Below are 16,783 nucleotides of genomic sequence, written 5' to 3'. Positions count from 1 at the left end.
CCGAATCCAGATCTCCGGATTGTTCTCAAAACGGGCGCGATTCGCCCAATCAGGCACCCTGCCCATCGTTTTCTTACATATTTAACGCAACCAACGCTTGCCATCCCCGCCATGCTTCAGGAATGATACGAGGCTGCGATTTTGTGTCCAGGGTAATCCAGGATAATAATGAGGAAAATATGCGCAAGACAAAAATGATGCTTCTGGGCGTCCTGTTGGCCAGCACCAGCACCGTATGGGCGGCGTCCAGCGGCCCGCAAAAATATGAACTTGATGGTTTCACCGCAGACTTCACCCAGTTTCGCGTCGGAGACACCGTACCACCGCTGTATCTCACTCCGGAATACCACATCAAGCAGTGGCAGCAGCGTAACCTGCCTGCGCCGGATGCCGGCACCCACTACACCTATATGGGCGGCAGCTACGTGCTGATCACCGATACCGAAGGGAAAATCGTCAAAATTTATGACGGCGAGATTTTCTATCAGCATTGATGGCTGAGCGCATCGTCACCGATGACGCCAACGAAAACGCCCTGCCCTTTTCCTGCCAGCGCTGGCACAGAGAAGGACAGGGCGTTGTCTTATCCGCCGGCGTTACACCGCGCGAAAGGCAATCTCGCTGGGAATGACTTCCCCTTGCCAGTAGAGCTGTGCCGCCACTCTTCCCGCCAGCTGACGGTAGATGTCGGTGAACTCGCTTTCCGGACGGGCCACGACGGTCGGGGTGCCGTTGTCGAGGTCTTCGCGCAGGTTGATATGCAGCGGCAGCTGGGCCAGCAGCTGAGTATGGTATTTCTCTGCCAGTTTCTCGGCACCGCCGGTGCCGAAGATAGCCTCATGGTGCCCACAGTTGCTGCAAATATGCATGCTCATGTTTTCCACGATGCCTAATACCGGCACTTCTACCTTCTCGAACATCACGATGCCTTTCTTCGCATCGATCAGCGCAATATCCTGCGGCGTGGTGACCACAACCGCCCCGGTCACCGGAATATTCTGCGCCAGGGTCAGCTGAATGTCGCCGGTGCCTGGCGGCATATCCAGCACCAGATAGTCGAGATCCGGCCACATTGTCTCCTGCAGCATTTGCAGCAGAGCTTTGCTGGCCATCGGCCCGCGCCACACCATGGCGTTATCGTCGGTCACCAGGTAGCCGATGGAGTTGGTGGCAAGGCCAAAGCGCATGATCGGCGCCATGTGAGTGCCGTCAGGCGAAGTAGGACGCTGATCTTCCGCCCCGAGCATGTTAGGAATCGACGGGCCATAGATATCGGCATCGAGGATCCCGACCTTCGCCCCTTCCGCAGCCAGCGCCAGCGCGAGGTTGACCGCCGTGGAAGATTTACCGACCCCACCTTTACCGGAGCTGACGGCGATAATATTTTTAACGCCGTTGATACCCGGCTGGTTTTTTACCCGCTTCAACGTGGCAATGCTGTGCGTCAGCTTCCAGTCGATCGCCTGGGCGCCGGTGATGCGCAGCAGATCGGCACTGCATTGCTCTTTTAAATCCTCAAAAGCACTGTGCCAGACGAACGGCATTTGAATCTCGATATGCACGGTATCGTCGAGCCAGGCAACGTGGTGCAGTGCCTTCAGCGCGGTGAGGTTATGCTTCAAAGTGGGGTGCTGGAAATTAGCCAACGTTCCGGCGACCATCGCACGCAGACGTTCGGGGGATTTGGCCTGGGATTGTGAATTCATCCCGACTCCTTTGTTGTTATGAGCTGCTTTCAGTATGGCTGAGTTTACCACAGCTGAGGATTATCCATATATGGTCAGCCATTTATGGCGCACCCATTACCCTTTTGGTAATATCAGAAGCCCTTTTTACAACAGAAGATGTAATGCCCACTATGACTCAAGTCGCGAAGAAAATTCTGGTAACGTGCGCACTGCCGTACGCCAACGGCTCTATCCACCTCGGCCACATGCTGGAGCACATCCAGGCTGATGTCTGGGTCCGTTACCAGCGAATGCGCGGCAACGAGGTCAATTTTATCTGCGCCGATGACGCCCACGGCACGCCGATTATGCTGAAAGCCCAGCAGCTTGGCGTTTCTCCGGAGCAGATGATTGACGAAATGAGTCAGGAGCATCAGACCGATTTTGCTGGCTTCAACATTAGCTACGACAACTACCACTCGACGCACAGCGACGAGAACCGTGAGCTGTCAGAGCTTATCTACGGTCGCCTGAAAGAGAACGGTTTTATCAAAAACCGCACCATCTCTCAGCTCTACGATCCGGAAAAAGGCATGTTCCTGCCGGACCGTTTCGTCAAAGGCACCTGTCCGAAGTGCAAATCACCGGATCAATATGGCGATAACTGCGAAGTCTGCGGCGCGACCTACAGCCCGACCGAGCTGATCGACCCGAAATCCGTGGTCTCCGGTGCAACCCCGGAAATGCGTGACTCCGAGCACTTCTTCTTCGACCTGCCGTCCTTCAGCGAGATGCTGCAGGCGTGGACCCGCAGCGGTGCGTTGCAGGAGCAGGTTGCTAACAAGATGCAGGAGTGGTTCGAGTCTGGCCTGCAGCAGTGGGATATCTCCCGCGATGCGCCGTACTTTGGCTTCGAAATTCCAGCTGCGCCAGGCAAATATTTCTACGTCTGGCTGGATGCGCCGATCGGCTACATGGGTTCATTCAAAAACCTGTGCGACAAGCGCGGCGACACCACAAGCTTCGACGAATACTGGAAGAAAGACTCCAGTGCCGAGCTGTATCACTTCATCGGCAAAGACATCGTCTACTTCCACAGCCTGTTCTGGCCAGCGATGCTGGAAGGCAGCAATTTCCGTAAACCCACCAACCTGTTTGTGCACGGCTACGTGACGGTGAACGGTGCGAAGATGTCCAAATCGCGCGGTACCTTTATCAAAGCCAGCACCTGGCTGAACCACTTCGATGCCGATAGCCTGCGCTACTACTACACCGCGAAGCTCTCTTCACGCATCGATGATATCGACCTGAACCTGGAAGACTTCGTCCAGCGCGTCAATGCCGATATCGTCAACAAGGTGGTGAACCTGGCATCGCGCAACGCCGGCTTTATCAACAAGCGTTTTGACGGCGTGCTGTCGGCTGAACTGGCCGATCCGGCGCTGTACAAAACCTTCACCGACGCCGCGCAGACCATTGGCGAAGCGTGGGAAAGCCGTGAATTTGGTAAAGCCATCCGCGAGATCATGGCGCTGGCCGACGTGGCGAACCGCTATGTTGACGAGCAGGCTCCGTGGGTGGTGGCGAAACAGGAAGGCCGCGATGCCGACCTGCAGGCCATCTGCTCAATGGGCATCAACCTGTTCCGTGTACTGATGACCTGGCTGAAACCGGTACTGCCGACCCTGTCCGAGCGCGTTGAAGCGTTCCTCAACTGTGAACTGAGCTGGGATGCTATCCAGCAGCCGCTGCTGTCGCACAAGGTGAACACCTTCAAAGCGTTGTACAACCGCATTGACATAAAGCAGGTTGAAGCCCTGGTGGAAGCCTCTAAAGAAGAAGTGAAAGCGCTGAACAGCGCACCGGTTACCGGCCCGCTGGCTGACGACCCGATTCAGGAAACCATCACCTTTGACGATTTCGCCAAAGTCGATATGCGTATCGCGCTGATTGAAAACGCCGAATTTGTCGACGGTTCCGATAAACTGCTGCGCCTGAGCCTCGACCTGGGCGGCGAGAAACGCAATGTCTTCTCCGGCATTCGTAGCGCTTACCCGGATCCGCAGGTGCTGATTGGTCGCCTGACGGTGATGGTTGCCAACCTGGCGCCGCGTAAAATGCGTTTCGGCATCTCTGAAGGGATGGTGATGGCGGCAGGCCCTGGCGACAAGGATATCTTCCTGTTAAGCCCGGACAGCGGCGCCAAACCTGGTCAACAGGTAAAATAATCTCCGCAACAAGCGCTGCTCCGGCAGCGCTTTTTTTTATCCATCGTTACTGTCGCAGGTCGGGACAACTCAGCAAGAGAAACTCAAGGTTTGGCGTGGACGCGTTCGGCCAGGCCGCGCAGGAAATAGCGCAGGAACTGGTCGCCGCACTCGCGGAAGTTTTTATGCTCCGGCGCGCGCATCATGGCGGTAATTTCTGGCATCGAAACGCGGAACTTCTGCTGGGTCAGAATGGCGAGGATGTCATCGGTCTTCAGCGAAAACGCGATGCGCAGCTTTTTCAGCACCACATTGTTATTCACCCGGCGCTCAACCGCCAGCGGCGGTGCCGACTCATCTTTGCCGCGTTTGTCATAAATCAGGCCGTTGAGGAAAATCGACAACATAATGTCCGGGCAGCGCTGGAAGCCATCTTCTTCTTCCTTTTTCAGCCACGGGACCAGCTGCTCTGCGCTGACGACGGAATCGCCCAGCGCAAAAATACGCACCAGGTCGTTATTATTGCTTTTCAGGATGTAGCGCAGGCTACGTAAGATATCGTTACTGATCATAATGCCTTCATGATGAAAAATGCTGGCGCTAAGTCTATCACGATTCAGGCGTATTACAGCCCAATCGCCTCTTTCAGATTTTTTAAGTAGCGGCGGCTCACCGGCACCGTTTGCCCGGCCCGCATCAGCAGTTCCGCCTGGCCGTTCTCCTCCAGACGAATCTCCTTCAGGTGCACCATGTTCACCAGATACTGGCGGTGGCAGCGCAGCAGCGGCGTGCGGTTCTCCAGAGTTCGCAAGGTCAGCTCGGTGAAGCCCTCTTTCCCTTCGCGGTCGGTGACGTAGATTCCGCTCATCCGGCTGCTGACGAACGCCACATCTTCCATTTGCAGCAGCCAGATGCGGCTGTGGCCGGTGCAGGGGATGTACTTCAACGCCTGTTGGGTATCGTCGAGCAGCGAGATATCCTGCAGGCTGCGCTCCTGGCGCAGACGGGCCAGGGTCTTCTCCAGCCGCGGCGCCTCGATGGGTTTGAGCAGATAATCAAACGCGTGCTCTTCAAAGGCTTTCACCGCGTACTCGTCAAAGGCGGTGAGAAACACGATGTAAGGCCGGTGCTCCGGGTCCAGCATCCCGACCATTTCCAGACCGCTGATCCGCGGCATCTGGATGTCGAGAAACAGCACGTCCGGGCGCAGCTTGTGCACCGCACCGATGGCTTCTACGGCATTGCCGCACTCGCCGACAATCTCAATATCACCGGCGGATTCCAGCAATACGCGCAGGTTCTCACGTGCCAGCGGCTCATCATCAACTATCAACACTTTTAACACGCGTTCTCCTCCAGAGGCAGTCGCAGCGTGACGCGGGTGAAACGCTCCGCTTCACAGGTGACGGTAATGCCGCAGTCGGCGCCGAAGCGCGCCCGTAAACGTCTGTCCACCAGACTCATACCCAGCCCGCTGGCGTTGGGATTGTCCTGGTACAGTCCGGCATTATCTTCGATATCAAGTTGCAGCCAGCGGTCGTTCTGGCTGGCGCGAATGGTAATTTCCCCGACCCCAAGATGCTGCGACGTACCGTGCTTAATGGCGTTTTCTACGATCGGCTGCAGCGTAAACGCCGGTAGCTGATGGTGGGCCAGCGTCTCGGGTACCAGCATCTGAATCTGCAGGTTGGTCTGGAAGCGCGCCTTTTCAATTTGCAGATAGGCGTTCACATGTTCAATTTCATCAGCCAGGGTCACAACCTCCGAAGGCCTCTTGAGGTTTTTACGGAAGAAGGTCGACAGATACTGCACCAGCTGCCCGGCCTGATCGCTGTCGCGGCGGATCACCGCCTTCAGGGTGTTTAAGGCATTAAACAGAAAATGGGGGTTCACCTGCGCGTGCAGCAGTTTTATCTCCGACTGCGTCAGCAGCGCCTTCTGCCGCTCATACTGCCCGGCCAGAATTTGTGCCGACAGCAGCTGGGCAATCCCTTCTCCCAACGTACGGTTGATGGAGCTGAACAGGCGGTTTTTCGCTTCATATAATTTGATGGTGCCGATGACCCGCTGATTTTCGCCGCACAGCGGGATCACCAGCGTCGAGCCCAGCTTGCAGTTGGGGTGAATCGAGCAGCGATACGGGACCTCGTTGCCGTCGGCGTAGACCACCTCGCCGCTATCGATAGCCTTTTGAGTATAGGATGACGAGATCGGCTTACCGGGCAGATGGTGATCGTCGCCAATGCCGGTAAACGCGAGCAGCTTGTCGCGGTCAGTGATGGCCACCGCGCCAATATCCAGCTCCTGGATCAGCACCTGCGCGACCTTCATGCTGTTCTCTTCGTTAAACCCCTGACGCAGGATCCCCTCCGTCGAGGCCGCGACCTTCAGCGCGGTGGCAGAGAAAGCCGAAGTGTATTTCTCAAACATCGCCCGCTTATCCAGCAGGATACGCATAAACAGCGCGGCGCCGACCGTGTTGGTGACCATCATCGGCGCGGCGATGCTTTGCACCAGATGCAGCGCATTGTCGAAGGGACGGGCGATCAGCAAGATAATCAGCATCTGCACCATCTCGGCGAAGAAGGTGATCGCGCCGGCGGTGAGCGGGCTGAACACTTTATCTGAACGGCCACGTTTGACCAGCACGCTGTGGACCAGACCACCCAGCAGCCCCTCCACGATGGTGGAGACCATACAGCTCAGCGCCGTCATCCCACCAAGGGAGTAACGATGCAGCCCGCCAGTCAGGCCCACCAGGCCGCCGACGACCGGGCCGCCGAGCAGGCCGCCCATGACCGCACCGATGGCGCGCGTATTGGCAATGGAGTCTTCGATATGCAGACCAAAATAGGTCCCCAAAATGCAGAAAATGGAGAAAGTGACGTAGCACAGCAGCTTATGCGGCAGGCGGACGGTGACCTGCATCAGCGGAATGAACAGCCGCGTCTTGCTCATCAACCACGCGATGACCAAAAACACGCACATCTGCTGAAGCAGCAGCAACACCAGATCGAACTCGTACATACCCACAGACCACACTTCACTTGAAAGCGCGTAACATACACCGCCGGGTTAAAACTTTCTTTGAAGCCACCGAGGAAAATGAAAAATCATGGTCAGGATCACACTTCTTAGCCGCCCGCCCCTCACTACATGAACAAAAAATGAACAAACATATCGTCTTCGGCAAACAGCTTCTACAGTTATAAGGGAAGCAACTGCGGGAGGGATTTATGGCGCTTTATACGATTGGTGAAGTGGCTCAGCTCTGCGACATCAACCCCGTGACGTTACGCGCCTGGCAGCGGCGCTATGGACTGCTGAAGCCTCAGCGCACCGACGGCGGCCACCGTCTGTTTAATGAACAGGAAATTGACCGCATCCGCGAAATTCAACGCTGGATTGACGCGGGCGTTCAGGTGGGCAAAGTCAAAACCCTGCTCAACAATAACGATCATCAAGAGGAGGATGGCTGGCGGGAACAGCAGGAGATCCTGCTGGGCTATCTGCACGACGGCAGCTATCACCGCTTACGGCTGTGGATTAAAGAGCGCAGCCACAACTACTCCGCCCAGACGCTGGTTAACCAATTGTTTATTCCTTTGCGCCATCGTCTGCTCAGCCCTCAGCCCACCCTCACCGCCCTGCGCAGCATCCTTGACGGCGTGCTGATCAACCATATTGCACACAGCCTCGCCAGCGCCTACAAACACGCCGGCAGCCATGCGCTGGTGCTCGGCTGGAATATCGACGATACCACCCGGATGTGGCTGGAGGGCTGGATTGCCAGTGAACAGGGCTGGAGGGTCGACGTTGTGCCGCACTCGCTGCCGCAGATTCGCCCTGAACTGTTTCCCGACAGCACCCTGCTGGTGTTGTGCGGCGAGAGCCCGACCCAGGCGCAGCAGGATCAGCTGCAGGCCTGGCAGCAGCAGGGTCACGTTATCTGGCTAAATAGCAATTAATGTTTTATTAACACCTGAGCTTCACCGTATAATCCCTCCGTTAACATCAGGAGCCTATTATGAAGCCAGCGAAAATCGCGGTCATTACCCTATTCTTATTCATGGCCATCGGCGGGATCAGCGGCGTGATGCTTGCCGGTTACTCGTTTATTGTTCGTGGCGGTGTCGGCTGATCCAGCGGTTCAGCCGTTCAAATCCGCGGTCGACGACGATCGCCGCCAGCGCCACCAGCAGCGCACCTTGCAGTACATAAGCGGTGTTGAACCCGCTAAGGCCGATGACAATCGGCGTTCCGAGCGTATTCGCCCCGACCGTTGAGGCGATAGTTGCCGTGCCGATATTAACGATGGTCGAGGTCCGGATACCGGCCAGCATCACCGGCGCGGCCAGCGGCAGCTCGACCTTGATAAGCCGCTGCCAGCCGGTCATCCCCATTCCCTGAGCGACCGCCACCGCACCCGGGGGCACGGCGCTTAACCCGGCCAGCGTCCCCTGCAATACCGGCAGCACGCCGTACAGCGCCAGCGCAATCAACGCCGGCTGCCAGCCAAATCCCATAACCGGCACCGCAATCGCCAGCACCGCCACCGGCGGAAAAGTTTGCCCCATCGCCGCTATCGTCTCCACCAGCGGGCGAAATTCACGCCCAGCGGGACGCGTCACCGCTACGCCAGCCCCGACGCCCACCACCGTCGCCGCCAGGCTCGAAAGCGCCACCAGCCAGCAATGGGCCCACGTCAGCGACAGAAAGCTCTGCTGCTGATAGACCGGGCGCGGCAGTTCGGGAAACAGGGCGCTGAAGAGTGGCGCGCTGTAGGGCAGCAGCAGCAAAATGGCGATAAACAGCGCCAGCAGCCACAGCAGCGGATCACGAAGCAGGCGGATGACGCACCTCCTTGCCGAGCAGGTCGGCAAAATGCAGCGTCCCGCAGGCTTGTCCCTGTTCATCCACTACCGGCAGCACCTCACAGCGATGGGTAATAAACTGCGAAAGCGCTTCGCGCAGCGTCATCGTCACCTGCAGCGTATCCCCGGCCAGCCGCTCATCGCGGCGCAGATACTCCCCGACGCCGCGCAACGCCAGCAGCCGGACGCCCAGCTCGCTGTGGCCAAAAAACGTCTCCACAAAGGCGTTTTGCGGATTCAGCAGCATCTGCAGCGGTTCGCCCTGCTGCACCACTTCGCCGCCGTCCATTAATACCAGATGGTCCGCCAGCCGCAGCGCTTCATCCACATCGTGGGTCACGAGGACGATGGTCCGCCCCAGCAGCCGGTGAATGCGGATCATCTCCTGCTGGAGCGCGTCGCGGGTCACAGGGTCGAGGGCGCCAAATGGCTCGTCCATCAGCAGGACGTCAGGATTGGCAGCCAGCGCCCGCGCCACCCCAACCCGCTGCTGCTGGCCGCCGGAGAGCTGGTGTGGGTAACGTGCACCCAACGCCGGGTCCAGCCCCAGCAGCGCCATCAGCTCATCGACCCGCGCGGCGATCTGCTGCCGCGACCACTTTTGCAGTTGCGGGACGGTGGCGATGTTCTGCGCCACCGTCCAGTGAGGAAACAGGCCGATCGACTGAATGGCGTAGCCCATCCGTCGGCGCAGCGCCAGCACCGGCTGCTGGCGAATATCCTGCCCGGCAAAGCGCAGACTGCCGCTGTCATGCTCGACCAGCCGGTTGATCATTTTCAACGTAGTGGATTTACCGGATCCGGAAGTACCAATCAGGACCGAGAAGGCGCCTTCACGCAGATGCAAGTTGAGATTTTTTACCGCCGGCTGCCCGGCGAAGGATTTGCTGACCCCGTCAAATTCAATCATCTGCCTCTCCTTTCAGTAACGCGCCCCACAGCGCAAACAGCGCATCGACCACCACCGCAAGGGCAATGGTCGGGATCACCCCCAGCAGCACCAGATCCAGGGCGCTGCTCAACAGCCCCTGGAACACCAGGGTGCCGAACCCGCCGGCGCCAATCAGCGCCGCCACTACCGCCATACCGACGGTTTGCACGCTCACCACGCGCAGGCTGCGCAACAGCACCGGCAACGCCAGCGGCAGCTGTACTGACCTGAAGCACTGGCCGCGGCTCATCCCCATCGCCACCGCGCTCTCCAGCGCGTCGCGTGGCACCTGCTGCAGGCCGGTGACCACTCCACGCACCAACGGCAGCAGGGCATACAGCACCAGCGCAATCAGCGCTGGTGCCATTCCGGTACCGGAAATACCCCGCGCCGCGAGCCAGGGAAAGTGATGTGCAAGACCGGCCAACGGCGCGATCAGCAGGCCAAACAGCGCCACGGAGGGCACGGTCTGAATAATATTGAGGAAGGTAAACACCGGCGCCTGCCAGCGGGGTCGGCGCCAGATGGCGATGCCCATCGGCAAACCGATCAGTAACCCCGGCAGCAGCGTGCCAAACAGCAGCGTCACGTGCTGGTACAGCGCCGCATCGAAAACATCCTGGCGGTTGACGTACTCTTTCAGCAGCGATAGCTGATCCAGCGCACCGGTGGTCAGCAGCACACAGGGGATCAGCCAGATCTGGGCATTGAGCAGCCAGCGCCAGAGCGCCCGGGAAGTCAGGCGGCGGATGGCGTCGCTGGCAATGAGCAGGCAGAGCGCCAGCGCCAGCCACAGGCCGCTGCCCGGCGAGGTACGCGCCAGCGCAGAGCCCTCCTGCGCCAGCTGGGTCGCCACCTGCCCGGCACCCCACAGCTGGAGCGGCAGCAGCGCGTCGGCCACCAGCAAGGTCAGCAGCAGCGGTCCACGGCCCGCCCGCCAGCAGAGGAGCATCAGCAACAGCGCCCCGCCGACCTGCAGCGCCATCAGCCAGCGGCAATCCTGCCATAGCCAGCGCCCCTCTCCGGATAACAGGCGATTAGGCGCATAGTTGACGAACGGCAAAGCCACCGCCAGCAGCAGGACGCAGGCCAGCAGCAGCACGACACGGTTATAACAACGAATAGCCACCCGGGATCTACTTCAACAGCCCTTTTTGCTGCAGATAATCGGCGGCCACTTTTTTGGCGTCCCGCCCTTCTACGGCAATGCTGGCATTCAGCTGTTGCAGCGTTTTTTCATCGAGGCTGGCAAACACCGGCTGCAGCCATTCGGCAATCTGCGGATAGGCTTTCAGCACCGCCTCGCGGACCACCGGAGTCGGAGCGTAAATCGGCTGTACGCCCTGCGGATCGCTGAGGGTTTGTAACCCCAGTGCAGCAACCGGGCCGTCGGTCCCGTAGGCCATCGCCGCATTGACGCCGGAGGTTTGCTGCGCCGCCGCTTTGATGGTCACCGCGGTATCGCCGCCCGCCAGCGACAGCAGCTGGTCCTGATTGAGCGAGAAACCATAGGCTTTTTCAAAGGCCGGGAGCGCATCGGGACGCTCGATAAATTCGGCGGAGGCCGCCAGCTTGAAGGTACCGCCGCTGTGCAGATAACGGCTGAGATCCGCCAGTGACGTGAGGTTATTTTTTTCAGCCAGATCCTGACGCACGGCAATGGTCCAGGTGTTGTTCGCCGGTGCCGGGGTGAGCCAGATAAGCTTATTCTGCTCTGCATCGAGCTTTTTCACCTTCTCGTAGCCCTGCCGGGCGTTTTTCCACGCCGGATCGTTCTCCTGCTTAAAGAAGAAGGCGCCGTTACCGGTATATTCTGGATAAATGTCGAGTTCACCCGCCGTAATCGCCCCGCGCACCACCGGGGTGGTCCCGAGCTGCACTTTATTGACGGTCTTCACCCCGTGGCTCTCCAGCACCTGCAAAATAATATTGCCCAGCAGCGCCCCTTCCGTATCGATTTTTGATCCCACTTTGACCGGCTCCGCCGCCTGAAGCGGCAGACTTATCAGCGCGGCCAGCGCCAGCGCAGCGCGCCATTTCGTTGCCATATCCATCCCGCCATCCTCATTATTTTGCGCTCCATTTTCAGAAGCTTAAGAGAAAAGCGTAGCCTATTTGACCGCTGAACGAAAAAGAAAAGGCCGATTAATCGGCCTTTTAGGGGAGTTCCGGCTGCATGACCGGGAGGGTCAGATTAGCGTAATTCGAATTCGCTCTGCTTCACTCGGGCGGAGTCAACGCCGATAAAGACGTTGAATTTGCCCGGTTCGGCGTCGTATTTCATTTTCTGATTCCAGAACTTCAGCGCATTAATCTCAATCGGGAAGCTGACGGTTTGCGTCTCACCCGGTTTGAGGTTCACGCGCTGGAAGCCACGCAGCATTTTCACCGGTCGACTCATTGAGGCGGTAACGTCCTGCAGATAGAGCTGAATGACCGTCGCCCCTTCGCGTTTACCGGTGTTCGTCACCTGCACGCTGGCGGTAACGCTGCCGTCACGTGTCATGGTCGGCGCCGACATTTTCACGTCGGATACGCTAAAGGTGGTGTAGCTCAGGCCGTAACCGAACGGATACAGCGGGCCGTTGGCCTCGTCAAAGTAGCGCGAGGTGTATTTATTTGGCTTGTCGGCGTTGTACGGACGGCCGGTATTGAGGTGGCTGTAGTACACCGGAATCTGTCCCACCGAGCGCGGGAACGACATCGGCAGTTTGCCCGACGGGTTGGCATCGCCGAACAGCACATCGGCAATGGCGTTGCCGCCTTCGGTCCCGGCAAACCAGGTTTCCAGCATCGCGTCAGCCTGCTGGTCTTCTTTGACCAGCGCCAGCGGACGACCGTTCATCAGCACCAGCACCAGCGGCTTTCCGGTGGCCTTCAGCGCGCTGATTAAATCACGCTGGCTCTGCGGCAGATTAATATCGGTACGGCTGGAGGCTTCGTGGGCCATGCCCTGCGCCTCGCCGACCACCGCGACCACCACGTCGGACTGTTTCGCTGCGGCCACCGCTTCGTCAATCATCGCCTGCGGCGAGCGCGGGTCAACCTGCACCGCTTTCTCGTACAGATTAAGGAAATCGACAATGCCGCTATCGTTGGTGATGTTGGCGCCGCGGGCATAAACCACCTTGCCTTTGTCACCCAGCGCATCTTTGATGCCGCTCAGCACGGTGACCGACTGATCCGCCACGCCCGCCGCCGACCAGCTGCCCATCATGTCACGCTTGCTGTCTGCCAGCGGTCCCACCACGGCAATGGTGCCCGATTTTTCCAGCGGCAACGTCTCCAGGCGGTTCTTCAGCAGTACCAGGCTTTGCCGGGCAACTTCGCGAGCCTCTTTGCGATGCAGGCGGCTTTCGGCGTTGGTATCCTGCGGGTCGGAATCTTTCGGCCCGAGGTGGCTGTACGGGTCGTTAAACAGCCCCATATCATATTTGACGTTCAGCACGTGGCGCGTGGCGTCATCCAGCTCCGCCATCGTCACTTTGCCGGATTTCACCAGCCCCGGCAGGTATTTACTGTAGTACTCGTCGCTCATGCTCATGTTGATGCCCGACTTCAGGGCCACCCGCACCGCATCTTCCGGGTCGGAAGCAACGCCGTGTTTAATCAGCTCCTTGATGGCACCGTGATCGGAGACGGTGATGCCTTTGAAGCCCCAGTCGTCACGCAGGACCTCTTTCAGCAGCCAGGCGTCGGAAGTGGCCGGGGTACCGTTCAGAGAGTTCAGCGCCACCATGACCGCCCCGCTACCGGCATCCAGCCCGGCTTTGTAAGGCGGCATGTAATCGTTGAACAGGCGCTGCGGGCTCATATCGACGGTGTTGTACTCTTTCCCGCCCTCTACCGCGCCATAGGCGGCGAAGTGCTTCACGCTGGTCATCACCGAGTAGCGATCCGCCGGGCTTTTACCCTGCATCGACTCGACCATCGCCTGGCCCATCATGGTGGTCAGATAGGTATCTTCCCCGAAACCTTCCGAGGCGCGGCCCCAGCGCGGATCGCGCGAGACGTCCACCATCGGCGCCCAGGTCATGTTCAGGCCATCGTCGGCGGCTTCATAGGCCGAAATACGGCCTACGGTATTGACCGCATCGAGGTTAAATGAGGAGGCCAGACCGAGGCTTATCGGGAAGACGGTGCGCTGGCCGTGTATCACATCATAGGCGAAAAACAGCGGGATCTTCAGGCGGCTGAGCTGCATGACCTGATCCTGCATGATGCGGATATCCGAGCGGGTGACGGTGTTAAAAATAGCCCCGACCTGGCCGTCTTTAATCATCTCGCGGATCGCCTCTTTCGGGTTATCCGGCCCGACGCTGATCAGCCTGAGCTGGCCGATTTTTTCATCGACGGTCATTTTATTGAGCAGTTCGCTCACGAAGGCATCCCGCGCCTGCGGGGTTAAGGGGTGATTGCCGAACAGTTCATCCGCCAGAGCGGGTTGCAGCGCCAGACTAACGGCGACGCCAATCGTACAGAGCCATTTCATTGTTATCTCGCTTTCTCTCAGGCCGGGATCACGGCAAAACATAATAAAAACCGCAGTTTGCCATATATATAAACAAGACGCCTGCAGAATGCTAAGGTTCTTCTCTGAAATTCGACACATTCCTGCACAAAATTGTCATACAAAGCGCTATGCTTAATCCCGATATTTTCGCTACCACCACAAGGAGTGGATCATGTCATCTGCAACACCTTCGAATAATCATGATTTTCTGGCGGAACTGGCAAGACTGGTCGGCACTTCCCACCTGTTAACCGATCCGGCCAAAACCCAGCGCTACCGTAAAGGTTTCCGCTCAGGCCAGGGCGATGCGCTGGCGGTGGTCTTTCCGGGAACTCTGCTGGAACTGTGGCGGGTGCTGAACGCCTGCGTTAACGCCGATAAAATTATTCTCATGCAGGCGGCAAACACCGGGCTGACCGAAGGCTCGACCCCCAGCGGCAACGATTACGATCGCCAGATAGTTATTATCAGCACCCTGCGCCTCGATAAACTGCATCTGCTGGACAAAGGCGAACAGGTGCTGGCCTTCCCGGGCACCACGCTCTATTCGCTGGAAAAAGCGCTGAAACCGCTGGGCCGTGAGCCGCACTCGGTGATCGGATCTTCCTGTATCGGCGCGTCGGTGATCGGCGGGATCTGCAATAACTCCGGCGGCTCGCTGGTGCAGCGCGGCCCGGCCTATACCGAGATGTCGCTGTTTGCCCAGATTGACGAAAACGGCAAGCTGCGGCTGGTGAACCATCTGGGAATCGATCTGGGCACCACGCCGGAGCAGATCCTCAGCCGTCTCGACGACGACCGCGTGAGCGATGGCGACGTGCTGCACGATGGCCGCCACGCCCATGACCACGATTACGTTACCCGGGTGCGCGATGTCAATGCCGACACGCCGGCACGCTACAACGCCGACCCGGATCGCCTGTTTGAATCGTCCGGCTGCGCCGGCAAGCTGGCGGTGTTCGCCGCACGTCTCGACACCTTCCCGGCGGAAAAGCGCCAGCAGGTCTTTTACATCGGCAGCAACGACCCTGCGGTACTGACCGAAATTCGCCGCCATATCCTGGCAGAGTTTGAACATTTGCCGGTGGCGGGCGAATACATGCACCGCGATATCTATGATATTGCCGAGCGCTACGGTAAAGACACCTTCCTGATGATCGACAAGCTCGGCACCGACAAGATGCCGTTCTTCTTCACCATGAAAGGCCGCGCCGACGCCATGCTGGATAAAGTGTCGCTGTTTAAGCCGCACTTTAGCGACCGCTTTATGCAGAAGCTGGGGCACGTTTTCCCGGCGCACCTGCCGGAGCGCATGAAAACCTGGCGTGATAAATACGAGCATCACCTGCTGTTGAAAATGGCCGGGGATGGCATCGAAGAGGCGCAGACCTGGCTTAAAGGGTACTTCCAGCAGGCCGAAGGGGATTTCTTCGTCTGTACCCCGGAAGAAGGCAGCAAGGCGTTTCTTCACCGCTTCGCCGCCGCAGGGGCCGCGATTCGTTATCAGGCGGTCCATGCTGATGAAGTCGAAGATATTCTGGCGCTGGATATTGCCCTGCGTCGCAACGACAGCGAATGGTTTGAGCATCTGCCGCCGGAAATCGACAGCCAGCTGGTCTACAAGCTCTATTACGGCCACTTTATGTGCCACGTGTTCCATCAGGATTACATCGTGAAAAAAGGCGTCGATGCCCATGCGCTGAAAGAACAGATGCTTGAGCTGCTGAAGCAGCGCGGGGCGCAGTACCCGGCCGAGCATAACGTCGGGCACCTGTATGAAGCCGCGGATAGCTTAAAACAGTTCTACCGCCAGAATGACCCGACCAACAGCATGAACCCGGGCCTCGGTAAAACCAGCAAGCAGAAGTACTGGGGAGAACGCCCGCAGAGCGAAAATAACGTCGCGGAATAGCCATCATCGCAGATGACGCGTAACGGGATTCTGTATTACGCTGCACGCCGGAGAAACGCTTCTCCGGCAAACCTGGTTAAGGAGTCCCCCTCATGTCCGAAGCGGATATGTTACACGGCGCTGAGTTAGAGATCCGCGAAGCCCTGCCCGATGACGCTCACGCTATTGCAGCGCTGTACGTCTGGCACGTACTGAATGGACGCGCATCCTTTGAAGATATTCCCCCCACCGTCGATGAAATGCGCAAGCGGATTAAGACGGTGCGTGATAACGGGCTGCCGTGGCTGGTAGCCCTGTGGCGCGGCACCATTGTCGGCTACTGCTATGCGACGTTTTACCGCCCTCGCCCCGCCTACCGCTACACCCTCGAAGAGTCGATTTATGTCGAATCGGGAATGGGTGGGCGCGGGATCGGCAGCGCCCTGCTGGCGCAGCTGATTGAGAAGTGCGAGCAGGGTCCGTGGCGGCAGATGCTGGCGATCATCGGCGATGGTCACAACAATGCCGGTTCGCTGGCGATTCACAAAAAATTTGGCTTTAGCGTGGCCGGTCAGTTGCGCAGCGTGGGCTATAAGATGGGAGACTGGCGCGATACTTTGATCATGCAGCGCCAGCTGGGTGAAGGCGATTTAACCATACCGGAATAAAAAAACCCCCGTCCGCTGATGCGGGCCGGGGG

15 protein-coding genes are annotated in these 16,783 nt (G+C 58.5%); 6 read left to right on the top strand and 9 right to left on the bottom strand.

The window, feature by feature from the left end:
- Positions 1-179: 179 nt before the first annotated feature.
- Positions 180-494 (top strand): RcnB family protein, encoded by a 315-nt coding sequence (locus ACMYSN_RS23075; protein WP_462496296.1) that lies wholly within the window; start codon positions 180-182, stop codon positions 492-494.
- A 102-nt stretch (positions 495-596) separates the two neighbouring features.
- Here ACMYSN_RS23075 and apbC read toward each other — a convergent pair whose 3' ends face one another.
- On the bottom strand, positions 597-1,706 hold the full coding sequence (gene apbC, locus ACMYSN_RS23070; protein ID WP_123755122.1) for an iron-sulfur cluster carrier protein ApbC: 1,110 nt from the start codon (positions 1,704-1,706) through the stop codon (positions 597-599).
- A 152-nt stretch (positions 1,707-1,858) separates the two neighbouring features.
- Between apbC and metG the strand changes: the two genes are divergently transcribed.
- Positions 1,859-3,895 (top strand): methionine--tRNA ligase, encoded by a 2,037-nt coding sequence (metG, locus tag ACMYSN_RS23065; protein ID WP_462498315.1) that lies wholly within the window; start codon positions 1,859-1,861, stop codon positions 3,893-3,895.
- An 83-nt stretch (positions 3,896-3,978) separates the two neighbouring features.
- Here metG and ACMYSN_RS23060 read toward each other — a convergent pair whose 3' ends face one another.
- From ACMYSN_RS23060 to ACMYSN_RS23050, 3 genes are read right to left on the bottom strand one after another with little or no spacing between them, the layout of a single operon-like run.
- Complete coding sequence (locus tag ACMYSN_RS23060; RefSeq protein WP_123755123.1) at positions 3,979-4,446, bottom strand: YehS family protein; 468 nt, start codon at positions 4,444-4,446, stop codon at positions 3,979-3,981.
- A gap of 53 nt (positions 4,447-4,499) precedes the next feature.
- Positions 4,500-5,219 carry a two-component system response regulator YehT gene (gene btsR / locus ACMYSN_RS23055; protein ID WP_462496295.1) on the bottom strand — a complete coding sequence of 240 codons (720 nt, stop codon included), beginning with the start codon at positions 5,217-5,219 and terminating at the stop codon, positions 4,500-4,502.
- The gene (locus tag ACMYSN_RS23050) at positions 5,213-6,901 is read right to left on the bottom strand and encodes a LytS/YhcK type 5TM receptor domain-containing protein (RefSeq protein WP_462496294.1); all 1,689 of its coding nucleotides are present in this window, start codon (positions 6,899-6,901) and stop codon (positions 5,213-5,215) included. The genes btsR and ACMYSN_RS23050 overlap by 7 nt, the downstream gene beginning before the upstream one ends.
- A 209-nt stretch (positions 6,902-7,110) precedes the next feature.
- Between ACMYSN_RS23050 and ACMYSN_RS23045 the strand changes: the two genes are divergently transcribed.
- A complete protein-coding gene (locus ACMYSN_RS23045) occupies positions 7,111-7,842 on the top strand; it encodes a MerR family transcriptional regulator (RefSeq protein WP_462496293.1) in 732 nt (243 codons plus the stop codon).
- A 59-nt stretch (positions 7,843-7,901) separates the two neighbouring features.
- Positions 7,902-8,015, top strand: coding sequence for a protein YohO (locus ACMYSN_RS23040; protein ID WP_071844955.1), 114 nt, complete (start codon positions 7,902-7,904; stop codon positions 8,013-8,015).
- Here the strand turns inward: ACMYSN_RS23040 and ACMYSN_RS23035 are convergent.
- The 5 genes from ACMYSN_RS23035 to bglX all read right to left on the bottom strand — a co-directional run bounded on the left by ACMYSN_RS23035 (position 7,990) and on the right by bglX (position 14,171).
- Complete coding sequence (locus ACMYSN_RS23035; protein WP_123755522.1) at positions 7,990-8,727, bottom strand: ABC transporter permease; 738 nt, start codon at positions 8,725-8,727, stop codon at positions 7,990-7,992. The genes ACMYSN_RS23040 and ACMYSN_RS23035 overlap by 26 nt on opposite strands.
- Positions 8,711-9,658, bottom strand: a complete 948-nt coding sequence (locus ACMYSN_RS23030; RefSeq protein WP_174507857.1) for an ABC transporter ATP-binding protein — start codon at positions 9,656-9,658, stop codon at positions 8,711-8,713. The genes ACMYSN_RS23035 and ACMYSN_RS23030 overlap by 17 nt, the downstream gene beginning before the upstream one ends.
- Positions 9,651-10,808, bottom strand: coding sequence for an ABC transporter permease (locus ACMYSN_RS23025; RefSeq protein WP_462496292.1), 1,158 nt, complete (start codon positions 10,806-10,808; stop codon positions 9,651-9,653). Before ACMYSN_RS23025 ends, ACMYSN_RS23030 begins: the two co-directional genes overlap by 8 nt.
- Before the next feature lie 7 nt (positions 10,809-10,815).
- Complete coding sequence (gene osmF, locus ACMYSN_RS23020; RefSeq protein WP_462496291.1) at positions 10,816-11,733, bottom strand: ABC transporter substrate-binding protein; 918 nt, start codon at positions 11,731-11,733, stop codon at positions 10,816-10,818.
- A 140-nt stretch (positions 11,734-11,873) separates the two neighbouring features.
- Complete coding sequence (gene bglX, locus ACMYSN_RS23015) at positions 11,874-14,171, bottom strand: beta-glucosidase (RefSeq protein WP_462496290.1); 2,298 nt, start codon at positions 14,169-14,171, stop codon at positions 11,874-11,876.
- A gap of 193 nt (positions 14,172-14,364) precedes the next feature.
- Here bglX and dld point away from each other — a divergent pair, with 193 nt between their 5' ends.
- Both dld and ACMYSN_RS23005 read left to right on the top strand, forming a co-directional pair.
- Positions 14,365-16,104, top strand: coding sequence for a D-lactate dehydrogenase (gene dld / locus ACMYSN_RS23010; protein ID WP_462496289.1), 1,740 nt, complete (start codon positions 14,365-14,367; stop codon positions 16,102-16,104).
- A gap of 92 nt (positions 16,105-16,196) precedes the next feature.
- Positions 16,197-16,751 (top strand): GNAT family N-acetyltransferase, encoded by a 555-nt coding sequence (locus ACMYSN_RS23005; RefSeq protein WP_434639758.1) that lies wholly within the window; start codon positions 16,197-16,199, stop codon positions 16,749-16,751.
- The last annotated feature ends 32 nt before the right edge of the window (positions 16,752-16,783 follow it).

It is taken from the genome of Klebsiella sp. R445 (genome assembly GCF_051131755.1).
Classification (GTDB): Bacteria; Pseudomonadota; Gammaproteobacteria; order Enterobacterales; family Enterobacteriaceae; genus Klebsiella; species Klebsiella lignicola.
The sequence above is the reverse complement of the archived record's forward strand: the minus strand, read 5'-3'. Positions and strand labels throughout refer to the sequence as shown.

Excerpts from the sequence above, each read along its gene's own strand:
- ACMYSN_RS23075 (WP_462496296.1), top strand. The coding sequence starts at position 180 with ATGCGCAAGACAAAAATGATGCTTCTGGGCGTCCTGTTGGCCAGCACC.
- apbC (WP_123755122.1), bottom strand. The coding sequence starts at position 1,706 with ATGAATTCACAATCCCAGGCCAAATCCCCCGAACGTCTGCGTGCGATG.
- metG (WP_462498315.1), top strand. The coding sequence starts at position 1,859 with ATGACTCAAGTCGCGAAGAAAATTCTGGTAACGTGCGCACTGCCGTAC.
- ACMYSN_RS23060 (WP_123755123.1), bottom strand. The coding sequence starts at position 4,446 with ATGATCAGTAACGATATCTTACGTAGCCTGCGCTACATCCTGAAAAGC.
- ACMYSN_RS23050 (WP_462496294.1), bottom strand. The coding sequence starts at position 6,901 with ATGTACGAGTTCGATCTGGTGTTGCTGCTGCTTCAGCAGATGTGCGTG.
- ACMYSN_RS23045 (WP_462496293.1), top strand. The coding sequence starts at position 7,111 with ATGGCGCTTTATACGATTGGTGAAGTGGCTCAGCTCTGCGACATCAAC.
- ACMYSN_RS23040 (WP_071844955.1), top strand. The coding sequence starts at position 7,902 with ATGAAGCCAGCGAAAATCGCGGTCATTACCCTATTCTTATTCATGGCC.
- ACMYSN_RS23030 (WP_174507857.1), bottom strand. The coding sequence starts at position 9,658 with ATGATTGAATTTGACGGGGTCAGCAAATCCTTCGCCGGGCAGCCGGCG.
- osmF (WP_462496291.1), bottom strand. The coding sequence starts at position 11,733 with ATGGATATGGCAACGAAATGGCGCGCTGCGCTGGCGCTGGCCGCGCTG.
- bglX (WP_462496290.1), bottom strand. The coding sequence starts at position 14,171 with ATGAAATGGCTCTGTACGATTGGCGTCGCCGTTAGTCTGGCGCTGCAA.
- dld (WP_462496289.1), top strand. The coding sequence starts at position 14,365 with ATGTCATCTGCAACACCTTCGAATAATCATGATTTTCTGGCGGAACTG.
- ACMYSN_RS23005 (WP_434639758.1), top strand. The coding sequence starts at position 16,197 with ATGTCCGAAGCGGATATGTTACACGGCGCTGAGTTAGAGATCCGCGAA.